The organism is Silvimonas terrae (assembly GCF_014202765.1).
Classification (GTDB): Bacteria; Pseudomonadota; Gammaproteobacteria; order Burkholderiales; family Chitinibacteraceae; genus Silvimonas; species Silvimonas terrae.
In genome coordinates, this window is sequence record NZ_JACHHN010000006.1 from 254,543 (window position 1) to 274,985 (window position 20,443).

17 protein-coding genes and 1 riboswitch are annotated in these 20,443 nt (G+C 55.7%); of the genes, 14 read left to right on the forward strand and 3 right to left on the reverse strand.

The genetic code is table 11. From position 1 onward, the window contains the following. Positions 1–45: 45 nt before the first annotated feature. The gene (locus HNQ50_RS15505; RefSeq protein WP_184102103.1) at positions 46–375 is read left to right on the forward strand and encodes a YegP family protein; all 330 of its coding nucleotides are present in this window, start codon (positions 46–48) and stop codon (positions 373–375) included. Between the two features lie 75 nt (positions 376–450). Here the strand turns inward: HNQ50_RS15505 and HNQ50_RS15510 are convergent, their stop codons facing one another. The 3 genes from HNQ50_RS15510 to thiC all read right to left on the reverse strand — a co-directional run bounded on the left by HNQ50_RS15510 (position 451) and on the right by thiC (position 5,563). Next, positions 451–1,845 (reverse strand): phosphohexomutase domain-containing protein, encoded by a 1,395-nt coding sequence (locus HNQ50_RS15510; protein WP_184102104.1) that lies wholly within the window; start codon positions 1,843–1,845, stop codon positions 451–453. After that, positions 1,842–3,227 carry a mannose-1-phosphate guanylyltransferase/mannose-6-phosphate isomerase gene (locus HNQ50_RS15515; RefSeq protein ID WP_184102105.1) on the reverse strand — a complete coding sequence of 462 codons (1,386 nt, stop codon included), beginning with the start codon at positions 3,225–3,227 and terminating at the stop codon, positions 1,842–1,844. The genes HNQ50_RS15510 and HNQ50_RS15515 overlap by 4 nt, the downstream gene beginning before the upstream one ends. 422 nt (positions 3,228–3,649) lie before the next feature. Next, positions 3,650–5,563 (reverse strand): phosphomethylpyrimidine synthase ThiC, encoded by a 1,914-nt coding sequence (gene thiC / locus HNQ50_RS15520; protein WP_184102106.1) that lies wholly within the window; start codon positions 5,561–5,563, stop codon positions 3,650–3,652. 61 nt (positions 5,564–5,624) lie between these two features. Next, positions 5,625–5,721, reverse strand: a riboswitch (TPP riboswitch). A gap of 156 nt (positions 5,722–5,877) precedes the next feature. Between thiC and HNQ50_RS15525 the strand changes: the two genes are divergently transcribed. The 13 genes from HNQ50_RS15525 to HNQ50_RS15585 all read left to right on the forward strand — a co-directional run bounded on the left by HNQ50_RS15525 (position 5,878) and on the right by HNQ50_RS15585 (position 20,411). Further along, positions 5,878–6,531, forward strand: a complete 654-nt coding sequence (locus HNQ50_RS15525; RefSeq protein WP_184102107.1) for a protein-L-isoaspartate O-methyltransferase family protein — start codon at positions 5,878–5,880, stop codon at positions 6,529–6,531. A gap of 83 nt (positions 6,532–6,614) precedes the next feature. After that, positions 6,615–6,938, forward strand: coding sequence for a rhodanese-like domain-containing protein (locus HNQ50_RS15530; protein ID WP_184102108.1), 324 nt, complete (start codon positions 6,615–6,617; stop codon positions 6,936–6,938). A gap of 226 nt (positions 6,939–7,164) precedes the next feature. Continuing rightward, positions 7,165–7,983 carry a glycosyltransferase family protein gene (locus HNQ50_RS15535; protein ID WP_184102109.1) on the forward strand — a complete coding sequence of 273 codons (819 nt, stop codon included), beginning with the start codon at positions 7,165–7,167 and terminating at the stop codon, positions 7,981–7,983. Positions 7,984–8,072: 89 nt separating this feature from the next. Further along, the gene (locus HNQ50_RS15540) at positions 8,073–9,185 is read left to right on the forward strand and encodes a glycosyltransferase family 4 protein (protein ID WP_184102110.1); all 1,113 of its coding nucleotides are present in this window, start codon (positions 8,073–8,075) and stop codon (positions 9,183–9,185) included. Positions 9,186–9,212: 27 nt separating this feature from the next. Further along, on the forward strand, positions 9,213–10,271 hold the full coding sequence (gene rfbB / locus HNQ50_RS15545; RefSeq protein ID WP_184102111.1) for a dTDP-glucose 4,6-dehydratase: 1,059 nt from the start codon (positions 9,213–9,215) through the stop codon (positions 10,269–10,271). Between the two features lies 1 nt (position 10,272). Then, a complete protein-coding gene (gene rfbD, locus HNQ50_RS15550; RefSeq protein WP_308419170.1) occupies positions 10,273–11,172 on the forward strand; it encodes a dTDP-4-dehydrorhamnose reductase in 900 nt (299 codons plus the stop codon). 18 nt (positions 11,173–11,190) lie between these two features. Next, positions 11,191–12,072 (forward strand): glucose-1-phosphate thymidylyltransferase RfbA, encoded by an 882-nt coding sequence (gene rfbA, locus HNQ50_RS15555; protein ID WP_184102113.1) that lies wholly within the window; start codon positions 11,191–11,193, stop codon positions 12,070–12,072. Then, positions 12,072–12,617 (forward strand): dTDP-4-dehydrorhamnose 3,5-epimerase, encoded by a 546-nt coding sequence (gene rfbC / locus HNQ50_RS15560; protein ID WP_184102114.1) that lies wholly within the window; start codon positions 12,072–12,074, stop codon positions 12,615–12,617. Before rfbA ends, rfbC begins: the two co-directional genes overlap by 1 nt. A gap of 128 nt (positions 12,618–12,745) precedes the next feature. Continuing rightward, on the forward strand, positions 12,746–13,498 hold the full coding sequence (locus HNQ50_RS15565; RefSeq protein ID WP_246428755.1) for an ABC transporter permease: 753 nt from the start codon (positions 12,746–12,748) through the stop codon (positions 13,496–13,498). Then, a complete protein-coding gene (locus HNQ50_RS15570; RefSeq protein WP_184102116.1) occupies positions 13,488–14,825 on the forward strand; it encodes an ABC transporter ATP-binding protein in 1,338 nt (445 codons plus the stop codon). Before HNQ50_RS15565 ends, HNQ50_RS15570 begins: the two co-directional genes overlap by 11 nt. After that, positions 14,818–18,138 carry a glycosyltransferase gene (locus tag HNQ50_RS15575; protein WP_184102117.1) on the forward strand — a complete coding sequence of 1,107 codons (3,321 nt, stop codon included), beginning with the start codon at positions 14,818–14,820 and terminating at the stop codon, positions 18,136–18,138. The genes HNQ50_RS15570 and HNQ50_RS15575 overlap by 8 nt, the downstream gene beginning before the upstream one ends. A gap of 50 nt (positions 18,139–18,188) precedes the next feature. After that, positions 18,189–19,289, forward strand: a complete 1,101-nt coding sequence (gene wecB / locus HNQ50_RS15580) for a non-hydrolyzing UDP-N-acetylglucosamine 2-epimerase (RefSeq protein WP_184102118.1) — start codon at positions 18,189–18,191, stop codon at positions 19,287–19,289. A gap of 3 nt (positions 19,290–19,292) precedes the next feature. Continuing rightward, positions 19,293–20,411 (forward strand): glycosyltransferase family protein, encoded by a 1,119-nt coding sequence (locus HNQ50_RS15585; RefSeq protein ID WP_184102119.1) that lies wholly within the window; start codon positions 19,293–19,295, stop codon positions 20,409–20,411. Positions 20,412–20,443: the final 32 nt, after the last annotated feature.

Genomic DNA, 20,443 nt, shown 5'->3' on the forward strand with positions numbered 1-20,443 from the left:
CCGCGCAGTCCACGGCCGCAAGTCAACCGGGCACAAGGAGTAGTCATGTCAGGCAAATTTCATCTGAAAACGGCCAAAGACGGCCAGTTTATGTTCAATCTGCATGCGGCCAATGGCCAGGTCATCCTCACCAGCGAGTTGTACACCGCCAAGGCTTCCGCGCTGAACGGGATTGAGTCCGTACGCAAGAACGCGCCAGAAGATGCACATTTTGAACGCAAAGAAAGCAAAGATGGTCATCCGTACTTTGTGCTCAAAGCGGTCAATCATCAGGTGATTGGCAAGAGCGAGATGTACAACAGCAAGGCAGCCATGGAAAACGGCATTGAGTCCGTCAAGAAAAACGGCCCGGAGGCCGTGTTGGTGGAAGACTAAGTACCACCGCGGACCCCATAAAAAAGCCCCGGCATGCTCCGGGGCTTTTTCATGGGCGCTACTGTTCCTGCAAGATCATGCCGTGCGGGCTTCTGGCGTAGTGGCAAAGTGATCGAGCACCTTGAGAATCTCATCAGTGCGTTGCTGCATCAGCGCCGGATTGCCACGCGACTCCACGTTCAGCCGGATCACCGGTTCGGTGTTGGACGAACGCAGGTTCATGCGCCACTCGGCAAACGCCAGGCTGATGCCATCGGTTTCATCCACGCTGAGGGCTTCCGGCTCATAGCGGCGGCGCACCTCTGCAATTGCACCTGGCGCATCGGCCAGCTTGCGGTTGATCTCGCCGGAGGAGGGAAACCGTGCGATCCGGTCGGCCACCAGTGCGGACAGGGGCTGGCCAGTGTGACTGAGCAACTGGCAGACCAGCAGCCACGGAATCATGCCGCTGTCGCAATAGGCAAAGTCGCGGAAGTAGTGATGCGCGCTCATTTCGCCGCCGTAGACGGCATCTTCCTGGCGCATGCGTTCCTTGATGAAGGCATGACCGGTTTTACTTTGCACCGGAATGCCGCCCGCCTGCTGCACGACATCGACGGTATTCCAGGTCAGGCGTGGGTCGTGAATGATGCGTGAGCCAGGCTGGAGGGCCAGGAAGGCGGCAGCAAGCAGACCGACGATGTAATAGCCTTCAATAAACTCGCCACGTTCATCAAACAAGAAGCAGCGGTCAAAGTCGCCATCCCAGGCAATCCCCATGTCGGCACCGTGTTCACGCACCGCATTGGCGGTATCGGCGCGGCATTCCGGCAGCAGGGGGTTGGGGATGCCGTGCGGGAACGTGCCATCGGGCTCGTTGTGGATCTTGATGAAGGTGATCGGCACCTGCATGCGCTGCAGAACGGCTTCCAGCGCGTTGACCACGTGACCCGCCGCACCGTTGCCCGCGTTGACCACCAGCTTGAGCGGGCGCAGCGCGGAGAGATCGACATAACCCAGCAAATGCTGGATATACGCATCCAGAATGCTCTGTCGGGCCAGGCCACCGCGCTGGATGGCCGGCGCAAAGTTGCGCGACTCTGCCAGGGCCTGGATTTCCCGCAGGCCGGTATCGCCACTGATCGGGCGGGCACCGCGTCGTACCAGCTTCATGCCGTTGTAATCGATGGGGTTATGACTGGCAGTGACTTCAATGCCGCCATCCACATCCAGGTGGAATGCGGCAAAGTAGACTTCTTCCGTCCCGGTCATGCCGATATCGATGACGTCCGCACCCGCATCCATCAGCCCGTTGGCCAACGCCGTTTTAAGGCCTGGCGTGGAGGTGCGCACGTCGCCGCCGATCACCACCCGCTTTGCCTGAAGGAACTGGGCGTAAGCACGGCCGATGGCGTAGGCGATGTCCTCGTTCAGTTCATCACCCAGCCGGCCACGGATGTCATACGCCTTGAAGCAGCGTAATGAGCTCATTTGACAACCTCGGGTTTGTCCACGCGACCGTAGGTGTCTTCAAAGCGCACGATATCGTCCTCGCCCAGATACGCGCCCGATTGCACTTCAATGAGTTCCAGCGGAATCTTGCCCGGATTCTTGAGGCGGTGGGTGGTGCCCAGCGGAATATAGGTGGACTGGTTTTCGGTCAGCAGCAGGTGTTGCTCACCATTGTCCACCAGCGCGGTGCCCTTCACCACGATCCAGTGCTCCGCCCGATGGTGATGCATCTGCAGACTCAGTTGGGAGCCCGGATTGACGATGATGCGCTTGACCTGGAAGCGCGCGCCGCTATCGATGCCTTCGTACGAGCCCCAAGGGCGATAGACCTTGCGGTGAGTGACGGATTCAGAACGCTTGGCGGCGTTCAGGCGCTCCACCATCTTTTTCACGTCCTGCACTTTGTCTTTGTGTGCGACCAGAATCGCGTCAGCGGTTTCGACGATCACCACATCATCGAGGCCAATTGCTGCCACCATGCGATGCTCAGCGCGGATATAAGAACCATTGACCCGATCAGTCAGGACGTCGCCGACCAGGGTATTGCCTTGCTCATCCTTGTCCCCAATATCGGCCAGCGCATCCCAGGAGCCAATATCACTCCAGCCCAGACCGGCGGCCTCAATCACGGCGGCCTCGGTGGTTTTTTCCATGACGGCGTAGTCAATGGAGTCGGAAGGGCAAGCCAGGAAGGCGTCTTTGTTGAGGCGGGTGAAGTCGCCATCGCGCAGACTGCGTTCCAGTGACAATTCGGCCTTGACCAGCATGTCGGCATTCAAGCGACGCAATTCAGACAGATAGACCGAGGCCTTGAGCATGAACATGCCGCTGTTCCAGTAATAGCGGCCATCCCCGACGAAACGTTCTGCCGTAGCCAGGTCTGGCTTCTCGACAAACGATTGCACCTTGTATGCGTTGGCTGAACCCAGGGCCTCACCGCGCAAGATGTAGCCGTAGCCAGTCTGCGGGGAAGCGGGTTTGATCCCGAAGGTCACCAGTTTGCCGGTAGCTGCCACCTGGGCGGCCTCGTTACATAACCGGGCAAACACATCGCTGTGGCGGATCACATGATCAGACGGCATGACCAGCAGCAGGGCATCCGGGTCTTTGGCCGCCAGAATCAGCGCCGCGATGGCCACCGCCGGGGCAGTATTGCGGCCAGCGGGTTCAAGCACGATGGTTTCTGCTTCGATGCCCACTTTGCGAATCTGCTCGGCGACCAGAAAGCGCTGTTCTTCATGAGAAATCAGAATGGGGGGCTCTGCACCCTCGATCTGCTTGAGGCGCAGTACGGTCTGCTGCAGCAAACTCTGCTCGCCAGCCAGGTTCAGATATTGTTTGGGATAGCCACCGCGGGACATGGGCCACAACCGCGAACCGCGAACCGCTACCACCACACAAAACCACGGGATGAATGGACATGATGTTGTTCCTGCTCAACGGGATCGGCACAAAGAGGTGCCCGGCACATGATTACTATAGATGAAAACTTAATCGTCATGAATAGTAATTTTGTGAACAGAACTACATCAGCATTTACTGTAAAAGGTATTGAATAATCAGCGTAAATGGCTAGAAATGGCGATTTTAGTCGTTTTCATGGTTTCTGCTTTGTCACGTTAACTGTTTTGAGAAAGCACTTAACTTACGTCCGTTTGTCAAAAAGTGTTGCCGTAAACCTTTGTTGTAAAAGCATTTTTGTGCATTGCGGCAAAGTCGGGCACAAAAAAACGGACACCTGCAGGTGTCCGTTGTGTGTTTGCCGCAGTCACTGACGGGCTGTTTAAGCCTTGTGATACACCTCAGCCCCACGTTTCACGAACTCGATCGACTTGGCCTCCATGCCCTTGTTCAAGGCCTCTGCCTCGGCAATGCCCTGCTGAGCAGCAAAGTCGCGCACATCCTGAGTGATCTTCATTGAGCAGAAATGTGGGCCGCACATGGAACAGAAGTGGGCCAGCTTGGCGCCTTCCTGCGGCAAGGTTTCGTCATGGAAGGCGCGTGCCTTGTCCGGATCCAGACCCAGGTTGAACTGGTCTTCCCAGCGGAATTCAAAACGGGCCTTGGACAACGCGTTGTCCCGAATTTGCGCGCCGGGATGGCCCTTGGCCAGGTCGGCTGCGTGCGCGGCCAGCTTATAGGTGATGATCCCTTCCTTCACATCATCCTTGTTGGGCAGACCCAGGTGTTCCTTGGGCGTGACGTAGCACAGCATGGCGGTGCCGTACCAGCCAATCTGTGCTGCGCCAATGGCCGAGGTGATGTGGTCGTAACCCGGAGCGATGTCGGTGGTCAGCGGGCCCAGGGTGTAGAACGGGGCTTCCTGGCAATCCTGCAGTTCAAGGTCCATGTTTTCCTTGATCAACTGCATGGGCACGTGGCCCGGGCCTTCGATCATCACCTGAACATCGTGCTCCCACGCAATCTTCGTCAGTTCGCCCAGCGTGCGCAGCTCACCCAGTTGGGCGTCATCGTTGGCATCCCACACGGAACCAGGGCGCAGCCCATCGCCCAGACTGAAACTCACGTCATAGGCCTTCATGATTTCGCAGATGTCCGCGAAATGCGTATAGAGGAAGTTTTCTTTATGGTGCGCCAGACACCATTTGGCCATGATCGAACCGCCGCGCGACACAATGCCGGTCATGCGATTGGCGGTGAGCGGTACGTAGCGCAGCAGCACGCCAGCATGGATGGTGAAATAGTCGACCCCCTGTTCGGCTTGCTCGATCAATGTGTCGCGGAACAACTCCCACGTCAGGTCTTCGGCCTTGCCGTTGACCTTTTCCAGTGCCTGGTAAATGGGCACAGTCCCAATGGGTACCGGGCTGTTACGCAGAATCCACTCACGCGTTTCATGAATGTTCTTGCCGGTCGACAGATCCATGATCGTGTCCGCGCCCCAGCGGATACCCCAGGTCATCTTGTCCACTTCTTCATTAATGGAAGATGTCACGGCCGAGTTGCCGATATTGCCGTTGATCTTCACCAGGAAATTGCGGCCGATGATCATCGGCTCCAGTTCCGGGTGATTGATGTTGGCGGGGATGATGGCCCGGCCGCGCGCAATCTCGTCACGCACAAACTCGGGCGTGATCTTCTCTGGAATGGCCGCGCCAAAACTCTGGCCTGGATGCTGACGCAGCATCAGTTCGGCCATGCGCTTGCTGCGCTCGCCCAGGGTTTGCAGGCTGGCAATGTATTCTTCGCGACGCAGATTTTCGCGGATGGCCACGTATTCCATCTCTGGCGTGACAATGCCCTGACGCGCGTAATGCATCTGGGTCACGTTGGCACCTGCTTTGGCGCGGCGCGGTTGACGGTGTAATTCAAAGCGCAATTCGTCCAGCGATTTGTCACCGGCACGCAGACGACCAAACTCACTGGTCAGATCGGTCAGTAGTTCGGTATCGGCGCGTTCTTCAATCCAGCTGCCGCGCACGCTGGGCAAACCCTTGCGCACGTCAATCTTCGCGCTGGGATCCGTGTACAAGCCGGACGTGTCGTACACGGTGATGGGCGGATTTTGCTCGCCGCCAAACGCAGTAGGGGTGTCATGCTGGCTGATTTCGCGCATGGGGACGCGCAGATCGGGGCGGCTGCCTTCTACGTAAATCTTGCGGGAATTGGGCAGCGGCTGAATCGCCGCCTCATCCACATGGGCATCAGCAGCGGTGAAATCTGCACGGGTATTCATGGCGTCTTCCTTTTTGGGAAAAGGGCGCAGGGTGCGCGATAGACGCCAGACCACGGACGTGGCAACGGCGGCTTCGCTTCCCTACGCCGGTGTGAACCGGATCAGGTGCAAAGGGACTCTCTCATCCGCACGAACGTACGGAACCCCTAGCGAAACTCTGCTGTGACGTTACGCAGTTTATGAGATAATCGCAAGTTAATTTACAACCTGACCGGGCAAATGACGTGGTCGCTGTCAGCCTGCATTCCCGGTCCGGGCCATCTGTTGCATTGGTCGACGCCGCCGCCTGGCGCCCGTTTTTTAAGGTGATACGCATGGATTGGGAACACGCCCGCTATCTGCTGGTAGAGCAGCAAATTCGCCCTTGGGATGTGCTGGATCAGAAAGTGCTGGACCGCGTTTTGACGGTCAAGCGTGAGGACTTCGTCCCCGCTGACAAAAAGGCCCTGGCCTTTGTTGATTCCGAGCTGCCTATCGGTCACGAAGCCACCATGCTGGCGCCCAAGGTCGAAGCGCGTTTCCTGCAGGACGTGGAAGTGCAGCCATCTGACAAGGTGCTGATTGCCGGTGCCGGTACGGGTTACCTGATGGCGCTGGCCGCAGGATTGTCCAGCCAGGTTTATGGTGTGGAAATCGAACCGGAACTGGCTTCCCAGGCCGAAGCCAACCTGGCGCGTGCCGGCATTCGTAATGCCCGTGTCATTGTCGGTGACGCAGTGCGTGGCTTTGCTGAACAGGCCCCGTTTGATGTCATCATCGTCACTGGCTCGTTTGCCAGCGTACCTGCTACGCTGAAAGAGCAGTTGGCTGTGGGTGGTCGCCTGATTGCCATCGTGGGTGAGTTGCCTATCATGAGTGCCACGTTGATCCGCCGCGTGGATCACAACGCCTACAGCGAAGAAAAGCTGTTTGAATACAACCTCCCGCGCATGAAGAACGCGCCGGCGGTATCGGCCTTTACGTTCTAAGCAGAACGTAAGCCGGTCGACGTGAAGGCGCGGCTGAGAGCCGCGCCTTTTTTGTAACACTCGATGTATCAGGATACTTACAGATGCGGCAACTTTCCGCACAAGAGCTGGCAGCCTGGCTGCAAGACGAATCCCGCCCGAAACCGGTTTTGCTGGACGTGCGGGAAAATTGGGAATACGCGCTCTGCCATCTGGAAGGCAGCGTCCAGCTTCCCATGAACGAAATCCCGCAGCGCTTCACCGAACTGGATGAAGGCGCAGAGATTGTGGTGATCTGTCACCACGGCATGCGCAGCTATCAGGTGGGGGTGTTCCTGGAGCGCCAGGGCTTTGGTCACGTTAACAACCTGGCCGGTGGTGTGGATGCCTGGGCTGGAGCGGTTGATCCGGCGATGGCGCGGTATTGAATGTGCCATTGTTACCAGTGCATGCGGGATGTTGTTGTTATGCTGCGTATGCAGACGAAAGGGTCGATTTTCGCGACAGTTAAATAGTAAGATGCTGTGTTGATTTTGTTTGAGTTAATGTAAGGTTTTGATTGGAATTGCATTCCCTTGTTTTCATGCGACACGTTGCTCGAACCGCCGTATGCGCCACACGGTTTGCTTTTATCTGTAGCTGGAGATGCAGCTGATGGTTGTGCTTCAGGAGCATGTAAAACGGACTGGGCCAGCGCTGCGCGCTACGACAAATGTCGCTTTGGTGGTATACCGCACCCCTGTCGCAGAGCTGAGGTCCCTGTTCGATTTGCTCGAACGCACGCCTGAAGTTGCCGCAATTGCTATTTTTGATAATGGTATAGATCCGGCGCTTGAGGTGGAGGTGCTTGGCCGGGGCTGGATCTATCAAACTGCCGGCCGCAATATTGGATTTGGCTCAGCCCATAACCGGCTATTTGAAGCCCTGCGCAGCCAGAGCGATGCAGCTTTTCATTTGTTGCTTAATCCCGATATCGGCTGGACAGTCAATCCTGTAACCGGATTGACGGCTTATCTAGTGGCCCATGCGCGTACCGGGGCCGTTATGCCGGATGTGATCTCTCCGACGGGGGAGCGGCAGTTCCTGGCAAAACGGCTGCCAACGCCGTTGGGATTGATCTGTCGGCGCTTCCTGCCGGCAAAGTGGACTCGTAAAACCATGGCCCACTACGAGTTGCGCGACTGGAGCTTTGAAGGGTCCCGCACCGTGCCAATTGTCTCCGGCTGCTTCATGCTGCTTCGCAGCGAGGCATTCCTCGAAGTCGGTGGATTTGATGAAGGGTACTTTCTCTATCTCGAGGATTACGATCTCTGTCGCAGGCTGACGCATCGACAGTGGGATCTGGCAATTGAAACAGCCGCGCAGGTTGTTCACGCGCACAATCGCACCTCCTATTCCTTGGGGCGACCGCTGTGGTGGCACATTCGCTCTGCAATCCGGTATTTCCGGCGTTGGGGTATTAACGGACTTTAGGTCATTGCCAAGAATTATAACCGGCTGCTGGCTGGTGTGGTCAGGCAGTCGGTGTTCGAAGCCATACACCAGTCAATGGGGAATTACAGTTGTCGTTGCTTTATCTTTTCATCGCGCTGCTTGTCAGCTTCATCGTGTGCATGCTCTTGGTGCATTATGCTCACGCTCATGCGCATGTAACGGGAGATCACGATACGACTGGTGTACAGAAGTTTCATGACTCCCCGGTGCCCCGGGTCGGTGGGCTTGCGCTGTTTGCCGGTATGTTGTCTACGCTCCCGGCGATGTTTGTGCTGGAAAATGGATATGACGCCCATGGCGCGCTCTGTTTCATGCTCACCGCAGCGGCGCCGCTGGCAGGCGGAGTTGCGGAAGATGTACTCAAGCGCGGATTTATCAAGCTTCGCTTGGCGGCAATGATCGCCGGCACGTTGCTCATGATTGCGTTGCTCGGATGGCGGGTTGTTCGCCTCGACATTTCCAGTGTAGACCATTGGCTAACGTTGATGCCTTTGTTGTCAGTCTGTCTGACGGTATTCGCTGTTACCGGGGTTACGAACGCCATCAATATTATTGATGGCTATAACGGGTTGGCCAGTGCAGTCAGCATGATTATCCTGACGTCAATCGTCTATATCGCACTTAAGGTCGGGGATCGGCAGATCGCGATTCTGGCTATTAGTTTGCTGGGGGCTTGTGCCGGTTTCATTTTCTGGAATTGGCCACGAGGTTTGATCTTTCTTGGGGATGGCGGCGCGTATATCCTGGGGTTTGTAGCCTCCAGCCTTGCTGTCGCTCTCGTGATGCGTAACCCTGCCGTGTCGGCCTGGTATGCGCTGGTATTAATGTTGTATCCCATTGTTGAAACGGTTTTTACAATTAACCGGCGGGTTTTTCGCAAGGACAATCCAGGATTTCCGGATGCAGCTCATCTGCATCAATTGATTTACAAACGCATGATGCGCTGGGCCGTGGGAAGTTGCGACGTTGCCGACCGAAAAATGCGAAATTCAATGACATCGCCATATTTGTGGCTGTTTTCTTCATTGTCGGTGATTCCGGCCAGTATTTTCTGGCAGCACGGACACTTGTTGCAACTATTCACGCTGGCATTCGTGCTTGCTTATTTGTGGCTCTATCGCCGCCTTGCGCGTTTTCGTACGCCTAAATGGCTTATTTTTCGTAAACCTACAAAACCCTGATTTTGTGAAAAGAAAGGTTTTAGTTTCATGATTCTCGTAACTGGCGGCGCAGGCTTTATTGGTGGCAATTTTGTACTTGATTGGCTTGCCGGTAGCAATGAGCCTGTCGTCAATCTGGACAAGCTGACCTATGCCGGCAATCTGGATACGTTGTCTCCCTTGGCGCAAGACAAGCGGCATGTTTTTGTCCGTGGCGATATCGGTGATCGTGATCTGGTCGTAAAGTTGCTGGCCACGCATCAGCCGCGTGCCGTGATCAATTTTGCGGCTGAGTCGCATGTTGACCGTTCCATTCATGGTCCCGGTGAATTCATCCAGACCAATGTGGTGGGGACCTTCAATCTGCTGGACGCTGTGCACGAATACTGGAGAGCGCTTTCCGGTACTGCGCGTAGCGAGTTCCGTTTTTTGCACGTCTCGACCGACGAAGTTTATGGTTCGCTGGCTGCAGATGATCTGCCTTTCCGCGAAAGCAACCCGTATGAACCCAATAGCCCGTATTCGGCCAGCAAGGCCGCATCGGACCATCTGGTGCGGGCATGGCACCACACCTATGGCTTGCCGGTGCTGACCACCAATTGTTCCAACAATTATGGGCCATACCATTTCCCGGAAAAGCTGATCCCGCTGGTGATTCTGAATGCTTTGGCAGGCAAGCCATTGCCGATTTACGGGGATGGGCAACAGATCCGTGACTGGTTGTTTGTCACAGACCATTGTGCGGCGATCCGGCGGGTACTGGCAGATGGCACGCCGGGCGAAACCTATAATGTCGGCGGCTGGAATGAAAAAGCCAATATTGATGTGGTCAATATCATCTGCAGCATTCTTGATGAAATCAAGCCGCGCGGGGACGGGAAGGCTTACGCAAGCCAGATCACCTATGTGCAGGATCGGCCGGGGCATGATCGCCGTTATGCCATTGATGCGGGAAAGATTGAGCAGGGGCTTGGCTGGCGGCCGGCTGAGACCTTTGAAACCGGTATTCGCAAAACGGTTCAATGGTATCTGGATAACCCGCAATGGGTAGAGAATGTCACTAGCGGTACCTATCGCGAATGGGTCGAGCTGCAATATGGTCAATGAGGTGCCTGTAATCCTGGTTACCGGCAAAGGCGGCCAGGTAGGATTTGAGTTGCAGCGTAGTCTGGCAGTGCTTGGCCGTGTTGTGGCTCTTGACCGCACTGAGTGCGATCTGTCGCAACCAGAATCCATTCGTGCTGCGGTACAACGGATTCGACCTGACGTGATTGTGAATCCGGCGGCCTATACCGCTGTCGACAAGGCTGAGTCTGATCAGCTTGCTGCATTGGCCGTGAATGGCACTGCGCCTGGGATTCTGGCGCAAGAGGCCGCGCAACTCGGGTCGCTGCTGGTACATTACTCTACGGACTATGTGTTTGCCGGAGATGACCAGCCTGAAGCATATAACGAAGCCGCAAAACCCGCCCCTCGTTCGGTTTACGGTCAAACCAAACTTGTGGGGGAACAGTCCATCCTGGCCGCACATGAGCGCCATCTGATTTTGCGGACCAGTTGGGTTTACGGGGCGTATGGTGCCAACTTTCTCAAAACGGTGTTGCGGCTGCTTGAGGAGCGTGACGAACTGAAAATTGTGGCGGACCAGATTGGCGCACCCACCGCAGCCAGCTTGATTGCAGATGTGACAGCTCAACTTGTGGCCCGATATCTGCGCGCGGGTGATACCGACTACCCCTATGGGACTTATCACTTGTCTGCGTCCGGAGAAACCAGCTGGTACGGTTATGCTTACTATGTTGCGCAGCAGGCCCATCTGGCTGGTCTACCGCTGAAAACAGCCTTGGAACGGATTCTGCCGATACCCACTAGCGCTTATCCACTCCCGGCACCCCGACCTGCTAATTCACGGCTGGATACACACAAATTACGAGCCACTTTTGGTCTCTCGCTGCCGGAATGGCAAGCGGGTATTGACCAGGCGCTGGCGCTGTTGCTGCGTCGCTAAGGAAAGGAATATCGCATTATGAATCGCAAGGGGATCATTCTGGCTGGAGGCTCAGGTACCCGTCTGTATCCGGCCACACTCGCCGTGTCCAAGCAACTGCTGCCCATTTATGACAAACCGATGGTGTATTACCCCCTTAGCACACTGATGCTGGCGGGGATACGTGAGATCTTGCTGATTTCGACACCCCAAGACACGCCACGCTTTGAGCAATTGCTGGGTGATGGCAGTCAGTGGGGAGTCAAACTGCAATATGCTGTACAGGAAAGCCCGGACGGGCTGGCCCAGGCATTTATCATCGGTGAGGAGTTCATTGGTGATGAAGATTGCGCACTTGTGCTGGGTGATAACATTTTCTACGGCCATGACTTTGCTGATTTACTGCAACGGGCCTCGACCAAAGCGCAGGGTGCTACAGTATTCGCTTACCGTGTCACCGATCCCGAGCGCTATGGTGTCGTTGAATTTGATACGGAAGGCCGGGCGCTGAGTCTGGAAGAAAAGCCTGCTCAACCCAAGTCCAATTACGCGGTCACGGGTTTGTACTTTTATGACAATAAAGTGGTCGAGATTGCTCGCTCTATCAAGCCGTCCGCTCGGGGCGAGTTGGAAATTACCGATGTCAATGCGGCCTACCTGGCTCGGGGTGAGCTGGATGTGCAAACAATGGGACGCGGTTATGCGTGGCTTGATACCGGTACGCACGAATCGATGCTTGAAGCCAGCCAGTTTATTCAAACCATCGAATCACGCCAGGGTTTGAAGGTATGTTGTCCTGAAGAAATTGCATATCGCTCTGGCTGGGTCAGTGCCTCAGATATCGAGCGTCTGGCCCAACCCCTAAAAAAGAATGGTTATGGCCAGTATCTGCTGGGAATGCTCAAAGAGAAGGTTTTTTAATGAAAGTGATTGATACCGCGATTCCGGACGTCAAGATTATCGAGCCGCAAGTGTTTGGTGACGACCGGGGCTTCTTTTACGAAAGTTTTAACCAGCAACGCTTTGAAGCCGCGGTGGGCCGGTCGGTTGAGTTTGTCCAAGACAACCATTCTCGTTCGGTGAAAGGCGTTCTGCGCGGTCTGCACTATCAGATCGAACATGCCCAGGGCAAGCTCGTTCGCGTGATTGGCGGCGAGGTATTTGACGTCGCTGTGGATATGCGCAAATCATCGCCGACCTTTGGCAAGTGGGTCGGTGTGACTCTTAGCAGTGAAAACAAGCGTCTGTTATGGGTGCCGGAAGGCTTTGCTCATGGTTTTATCGTGACTTCAGAGTCCGCTGAGTTCCTGTACAAGACGACGGATTACTGGTTCAAGGAGCATGAGCGCAGCATCCTCTGGAGTGATCCTGAGTTGGCGATTGCCTGGCCGCTGGATGGCGCACCGCAATTGTCCCCTAAAGACCAGGATGCCCCGTTGCTGTCTCGCGCCCAGGTTTATGAGTGATTTGTCAGTATGACTCGTAGTCAAGCAATTCTGGAACAATAACCATAATGGGTCGTCTTGTTGTAACGCGAAAACCGGCCACCCTTTTGAGTGGCCTGCGTAGTATCTGGTTGCATCGCAGCTTGCTGATGGACCTGGTTCGCCGCGATATTGCCAGTCGCTACCGTGGGGCTTGGGCTGGGGTTCTTTGGTCTTTGCTCAATCCATTGTTGATGCTGGCGGTGTATACCTTTGTATTTAGCGTGGTATTCAAGGCGCGCTGGCAAGGTGGCGGGGGCAGCAAAGTGGAGTTTGCCCTGGTGTTGTTTGCAGGCTTGCTGATCTTCAATTTGTATGCCGAGTGCGTGAACAGAGCACCAGGGCTTGTGCTTGCCAACGTCAACTTCGTCAAGAAAATTGTTTTTCCGCTGGAGTTACTACCGTTGGTCTCCATTGGTTCAGCGCTTTTTCACCTGGTGATCGGGTTGCTGGTCTGGTTGGGTTTTTACTGCCTCTTTTTTGGTGTACCGCATCTGACCGTCATTTTGTTGCCGCTGGTTATTCTCCCGGTCTTGCTGATTGTTGCTGGTGTGAGCTGGTTTCTGGCTGCACTTGCGGTGTATTTGCGCGATATTGCCCAACTGGTTGGGGTGCTGACAACGGTGCTGATGTTCCTTTCCCCGATTTTTTACCCACTTGCGGCGTTGCCCGAACGCTATAGGCAACTGGCGGAGATCAATCCTTTGGCATTTGCGGTGGAGCAAGCGCGTGCGGTGCTAATGTGGGGTGATCGTCTGGCTTGGGGTAGTTGGCTCGTTTATCTGTTGGGTTCTTTGATGGTGGCGCTTGCAGGGCTGTTCTGGTTTCAACGCACGAAGGTAGGCTTTGCCGATGTCCTCTGAGAATGTGGTCATTGCGCTTGATCGTGTTGGCAAGTGCTACGAAATTTATGCTGCTCCCCATGATCGACTCAAACAGTTTCTGTTGCCCCGTCTCCGGCGGCTGACCGGACGCGCTGCGAGTAAATACTTTCGCGAGTTCTGGGCCGTACGCGATGTGTCGTTCTGTATTGAGAAGGGAGAGACGGTCGCGCTGGTTGGCCGCAATGGCTCTGGCAAGTCCACATTGTTGCAAATGATCTGCGGGACGGTCGCGCCCACCATTGGCCAAATCTCGGTGCATGGTCGAATTGCCGCCTTGCTCGAGTTGGGCGCGGGGTTCAACCCAGATTTTTCCGGGCGCGAAAACATTGCGCTGAATGCGGCCATCCTTGGTCTGAGCCGCAAAGAGATTGAATCCCGACTCGATAGCATCATTGCATTCTCTGAACTGGGTGAGTTTATAGACCAGCCGGTGAAAACCTATTCCAGTGGCATGTATGTCCGGCTTGGTTTTTCCATTGCCATTCATGTTGAGCCGGATATCCTGATTGTGGATGAAGCGCTGGCTGTCGGCGATAGCCGCTTCCAGGCGAAATGCATGCGCAAGATCAAGGAAATCCAGGAGCGCGGCGCAACCATCCTGTTTGTTAGCCACGATGTCAGTTCAGTGCGCACCTTGTGTGACCGGGCTATCTGGCTGGATCGGGGCCAGGTAGCCATGGATGGTGACGTGTTTCCGGTGACTGGGCGATTCATGGAGTTTCTCTTCAAGGATGAGGAAGAGCAGACGAAATCGCAGGCAACGATGGCGCAGCCCATTCCACCCTCTGAAGCGGATGATGGCACTGCAGTTGGCGCACATAGCGCTGCCGCAGCCGGTGCTCAGGACCTTGACCGCCGGCCGGTTACCCATTGGGGGTCGCATCAAGGTATCATCCGCGCCGCCTGTGTGCAGGATCGCCACGGTGAAAAAAAAGATGTGCTGGGGTGGGGCGAGGCCATTGAGGTCATGGTGTCCGTCAACTTGCCCGCAAACTTTCACCCCCACACGCTCAGCGTGGCGATTTCCATCAAGGATTTGCGCGGGACGGACCTGTTTGTTGCCACAACCCACGACGCAGGGGTGACTCTGCCGCATGGCGGGGGCTTTACACTGCGCTTTAGTTGCCCGAACCTGCTGGTGGAAGGCAAGTATCTTCTGGTTGCTGCGGTCGAAGACCGCGAGCAGCGTGACATTCATTATTACGAATATGTGGAAGGCGCTCATTATTTCAGTGTGCTGAGCCAGCGGCGCCTGTTTGGCGTGTTCCACCCCCAAGTTAACGTAGAGCTTCAGGCTGATGAATAATTCGGTTATCAATAGTGCAGATTACTGGGACACCCGTTTCGCTGAGGATTGGGATGCGCATGGGGGCACAGAGCAGTCTCGCTATTTCGCTGATCTGGCCGTCAAGCAGCTACCGCCATGGCTGAAGGTAGCCCAGCGCCTTGAAAATATGTCTGTCTGCGATTGGGGCTGCGCTCAGGGCGACGGCACCGATGTCCTCGCTCGTGTGTTTGATCCAGAGCGTCTGGTCGGTGTCGATTTCTCCGAAACGGCAATCGCTCAGGCAAAAGCGCGTTACCCGCAAGTTGGCTTCAAGACTGAAGACTGGACGGTATCCGGCGCAACTGAGCCAGAGTACGACATTGTTTTTTCCTCCAATACGCTTGAGCATTTTCATCATCCGTTCGAAACGCTCGATGTCGTGGCGCAGCACGCCAGGAAACTGCTGGTGCTGATTCTGCCGTACCGCGAACTCAATCGGATTGACGAGCATTACTTTACGTTTGCTCCCGATAATCTCCCCGCCACCCTGACTGGCAATTGGGTGCCGTTGTTCTGCAAGGTCATCGATTGCAAGCATAACTCGCCCTGCTATTGGCCCGGGGAGCAGGTATTCCTGATCTATGGTCGTCAAGAGTGGGTGCTGCAGGCAAAGTTGACGATGGGGGATCTGCGAATCGATGCGGATGTTGAAATGGATCTGGCTCGAGGTGAGCTGAACCGGCGCGTTGATATCCTTCAAGCTCAGCTTGAGCACCATGTTGCTGAGTGGGATGCCGTAGAGTCTGCCTGTAACGAATTGGAAATACGCCGGGCGGAAGAAGCGCTGCAAGTGCTACAAACTCGTGTGACTGCGGAGTCCCATCTGCTTGAAGAAGCGCGCCAGGAACTCGAGGCTCGCCTGGCCGACGAAGCAAAGCTGATAGAAGATGCCCGGCAGTTGCTGGAAGCCCGGATGGTAGAAAAAGCCTACCAGGCAGAAAAGAAACGGCTGACCGAAAAAGCCCGACTCGCTGAAGAAGCACACCAGATTGAAAAATATAATCTGATCGAAGCTGCCCGCCAGGCTGAAGGAGTTCACCAGAATGAAAGAGCCCGCCTGACTGAGGAGGTGCGCCAGGTCGGCGGGAAGTTGTCAGATAAAACGGCCGAAGTGGCACAATTGAACAAGGTTATCGAACAACTGCGTGAGCAGTATCGAGACCGCGAACAACAATTTCTGCTCTCCACGTCCTGGCGCATTACCCGCCCCCTGCGGGTGATTGCGCGTAGTGCCTCGCGTGACGGGATGGCCAGTCTTGTCCGCCAGACTTATGCGGTCTTGCCTCCCAACACCCGGCAACAACTGGTAAAGCTACCTTTTGTGCGCCGGGTCAAGTCCTGGGTGGCCAAATCGGCCGCAGCGCCGTTGCCGACAGGGATGATTGGTGTTGATCAAACGCGCCTGCCGGCCAATTTGCCTGTTTTGCCCGCACCTACGCAGCCGGATGTGATTGTCTGGGGGGTAATTGACTGGCATTTCCGCATTCAACGTCCGCAACAACTGGCCCGTGGTTTTGCCCGCGCCGGGCATCGGGTGTTCTATATCAGCTCCGAACTGATCGATACACCTGCTCCGGGCTTCGCGGTTGAACGCATCGAAGGTGAAGAGGGCGTTGTTTTCCAGTTGCGCCTGAATGTGGCTGGCGGGGCTCCCATTTATGGCGCATTGCCCGGGCAGGCCGCAGCGGCTCAGTTGCGGGCTTCGACAGCCATACTCAAGCGCTGGCTTAATCTCAATTCCACCATCTCGGTGGTTCAGCATCCGTATTGGTCATCGACCGCGTTTGCGCTGCCGGATAACCAGGTGGTGTATGACTGCATGGACCATCATGAAGGATTTGGCACCACGGCCGATGAGATGATCCGCGCTGAGCACCAGTTGATGGATCTGGCAGACCTGGTGGTCGTCACGTCCGACTGGCTGTATGACGTGGTGAAGCCGCGCAATGCCAACGTGCATATCGTGCGCAACGCTTGTGAGTTCGAGCATTTCAACACCCCGCCTGCAACGCGCTGGCTTGACCCTGCCGGTCGCAAGGTCATCGGATACTATGGGGCGATTGCGGAATGGTTTGACCTGGATCTGGTCAGGGCGGTTGCCAATGCCTATCCGCAGCATAGTGTCTTGCTGATCGGGGGCGACACGACCGGGGCAGCCGCAGCGCTGCGCGATCTTCCTAACGTGACATTCACCGGGGAGGTCCGCTATGGCGACTTGCCGCACTATTTATACGGAATTGATGTTTGCCTGCTGCCTTTCCGGGTGATCGATCTGACCCTGGCCACTAATCCGGTCAAGGTTTACGAATATCTCTGCCCGGGTAAGCCGGTTGTGTCAGTGGACCTGCCGGAAATGAAGCAATTTGGCGACATGGTTTACACCGCGACCGGACATGGCGCTTTTATTGAAGCCTGCGGTAAAGCGCTGGCCGAAAACGATGCGGCGTTGGTACAGCGCAGAATCGAGTTTGCTTCCCGTCAGACCTGGGTTCATCGCGCGCATGAATTTCAGGCCGCACTGCTGGCAAGCACAAAGCCGCGCATGTCGGTGATCGTCGTTACATATAACAATCTGGACCTGACCCAGAAATGCCTGGCGAGTGTTGAGAAGTACACAACCGGCGTCGAGCTGGAACTCATTATTATTGACAATGCCTCTGCTGACGGCAGCCCGCAGTGGCTGGGCGACTACGCCAGCACGCGCAGCTTTGTCAAATTGCAGCTCAATGAGGATAACCGAGGATTCTCCGCTGCCAATAACCAGGGCCTGGCTATGGCGACGGGTGAGTATCTGGTTATCCTGAATAATGACACCGTGGTCACCCCAGGGTGGGCAACCGGTTTTATCCGTCATTTGCGCACAGATAAGAGCGTGGGCTTGATCGGCCCGGTGACCAATAACATCGGGAACGAGGCCCGTATTCCGGTGAGCTACCCTTCCCTGGAAGAAATGCCTGCAGCAGCGGCCCAATATACCGTTCACCATATGGGCGAGTTGTTTGATATCTATACCCTTGCCTTCTTCTGCGTGGTCTTGCCCAGAAGGGTATACGAGCAGATCGGCGGGCTGGACGAGGCCTTTGGCATCGGTTTCTTTGAAGACGATGATTACTGCCGCCGCGTTCAGCAACTCGGCTTGCGTTGCGTATGCGCAGAGGACGTATTTGTTCACCATAATCTTTCCGCTTCATTCAATAAAATGGCTCAGGAAAAGCGCCAGGCATTGATGGATAAGAACAGAAAAATCTATGAAGCGAAGTGGGGTAAATGGTCTCCTCACTGCTATCGCTGATTCCGGTCGCGCGCGATCCTGAGATAACCAGAAACTGGAAATAAATAAAAATGAAGCAAAAAATCCTTTGCGTAGTGGGGACTCGCCCCGAGGCCATCAAGATGGCGCCGGTGATTAACTTGCTCAAACAACAGGAATGGGTTGATTGCCGTGTGCTGGCGACCGCACAACATCGGCAGATGCTCGATCAGGTGCTGGACGTTTTTGATATCACACCCGATATTGACCTTAATATCATGCGTCCCAACCAGACTTTGCCGGAGTTGACGGCCAGATTATTGCTGGAACTGGATCAAGTCTTGGCTGCAGAGACTCCGGCGGCAGTGCTTGCCCAAGGCGATACCACGACAGTGATGGCCGTCGCGATGGCCTGCTTTTATCGCAGGATTCCCTTTGGGCATATCGAAGCCGGCTTGCGCACCGGGGACATGTCCAACCCGTTTCCGGAAGAAATGAATCGCGTCGTGGCAGGTAATCTGGCGCGCTGGCACTTTGCTCCGACAGAGGGTTCGCGGGCCAATTTGTTGCGTGAGTCCTTTGCGGCAGAGGCTATACACATGACCGGCAATACGGTGATTGACGCCCTGCTGGACGTGGTCGACCGTTGTGGTCCTTCGCCATATACCCCGGCCGCTGGCCGTCGACTGATTCTGATGACCTCGCATCGTCGCGAAAACTTTGGTGCGCCATTTGAAGAGGTTTGCCGGGCAGTGCGTGATCTTGTGGACCGCAATCCCGATGTGGAGTTGCTGTATCCGGTTCACCCCAATCCCAATGTTCGTGATACCGCTCATCGTATGCTCGGTGGCCATGACCGCATCAAACTCTGTGATCCGCTGGACTACCTGCCGTTTGTTGCCGCGATGAAACAAGCTTATTTCATCCTCAGTGATTCCGGTGGCGTGCAGGAAGAAGCGCCGGCCCTGGGCAAACCGGTGCTTGTCCTGCGCCACGAAACAGAACGGCCAGAAGCTGTGCAGGAAGGGGTAGTGCGTCTGGTTGGCACCAACTATGACCACATCATTACCACGGCCCAGCGTTTGCTTGATGACAAGCAAGAATATGCCGCCATGGCCAAAGGTGTTTCTCCCTATGGCGATGGCAAGGCCAGTGAACGCATCGTCCAGATTCTGCGTGCCACATTGAGCTAACCTGTGAAGCTGATTTATTTTGCGCCCGTGCCGTTTGACAGTTACTGGCAACGGCCGCATTACATGGTGCGCTATCTGCTGGAAAACGGGTTTGATCAGGTCACTTGGGTCAACCCGTATCCGACCCGTTTGCCCGTACTTTCAGATTTGAAGGCACGTACCGGCAAGAAGGGCGGTGGTTTGGCCCTCGCGGGGGTGCAAGTATTGCGCCCACGCGCGCTCCCTGTAGAACCGCTGCCACTCATGAACCAGACCAATCGTTTGCTCTGGCGGGCTTTTCTCAAGCGGTTGACTGGCGAACTGGATCGTCACACCGTCATTGGCGTAGGGCGGCCCAGTCGCCTTGCACTCACCGCATTGCGGGCCGCGCCCGCCGCGACCACCACGTTTCTGGACGTGATGGACGACTTCTCTGCGTTTTATCGCGGCCTCTCCCGGCGCTCAATGCGTCATGTCGAGGCGGCGGTAGCGCATGAAGTGCAGCATATCTGGTGTTCGGCTCCCGGCTTGCTGGACAAGTACCGCTCAATGGTGGGAAGGCAAGATATCGAACTGGTTCCCAATGGTTATGACATGAGGCGCTTGCCCGCCCCGCTCAGGGCGGGGGATGGCCGCCCGGTCATCGGTTTTGTGGGCAGTATTGCTTCCTGGTTTGACTGGGAACTGGTGATCGCCATGGCCAAGGCTTTGCCAGAGACTACTATCAGGCTGATTGGTCCGGTTTTTGGGCATCTACCCTATCCCTTGCCAGCCAATATCGAAATGCTGGGCGAATGTAATGTGGATGAGGCCATTGGCCACATCAGGCAGTTTCACGTGGGGATCATTCCCTTTCGCCGGAACCAGCTGACCCATTCCGTTGATCCCATCAAGTTCTATGAAATGCGCGCGATGGGGGTGCCGGTATGGTCCACTGACTTTGGCACCATGTCGGCACGCTTGCAGCATGGTGAGGCGCTGACCATGAGTGAAGATGCCGACTGGCCTGCCTTGCTGACCCAATCCCTGGCAAGCGTGCTGGACGAGGCTGCGATTGAGCAGTTCCGGCATGAGCATGACTGGGCTCACCGCTTTGCACACATGGGCTCAAGGTTGACGGCTGCGGCGGGCCGCGTAAGGTAAAGCTGGCATAAAGTCACTGATTGTTTCGGGTA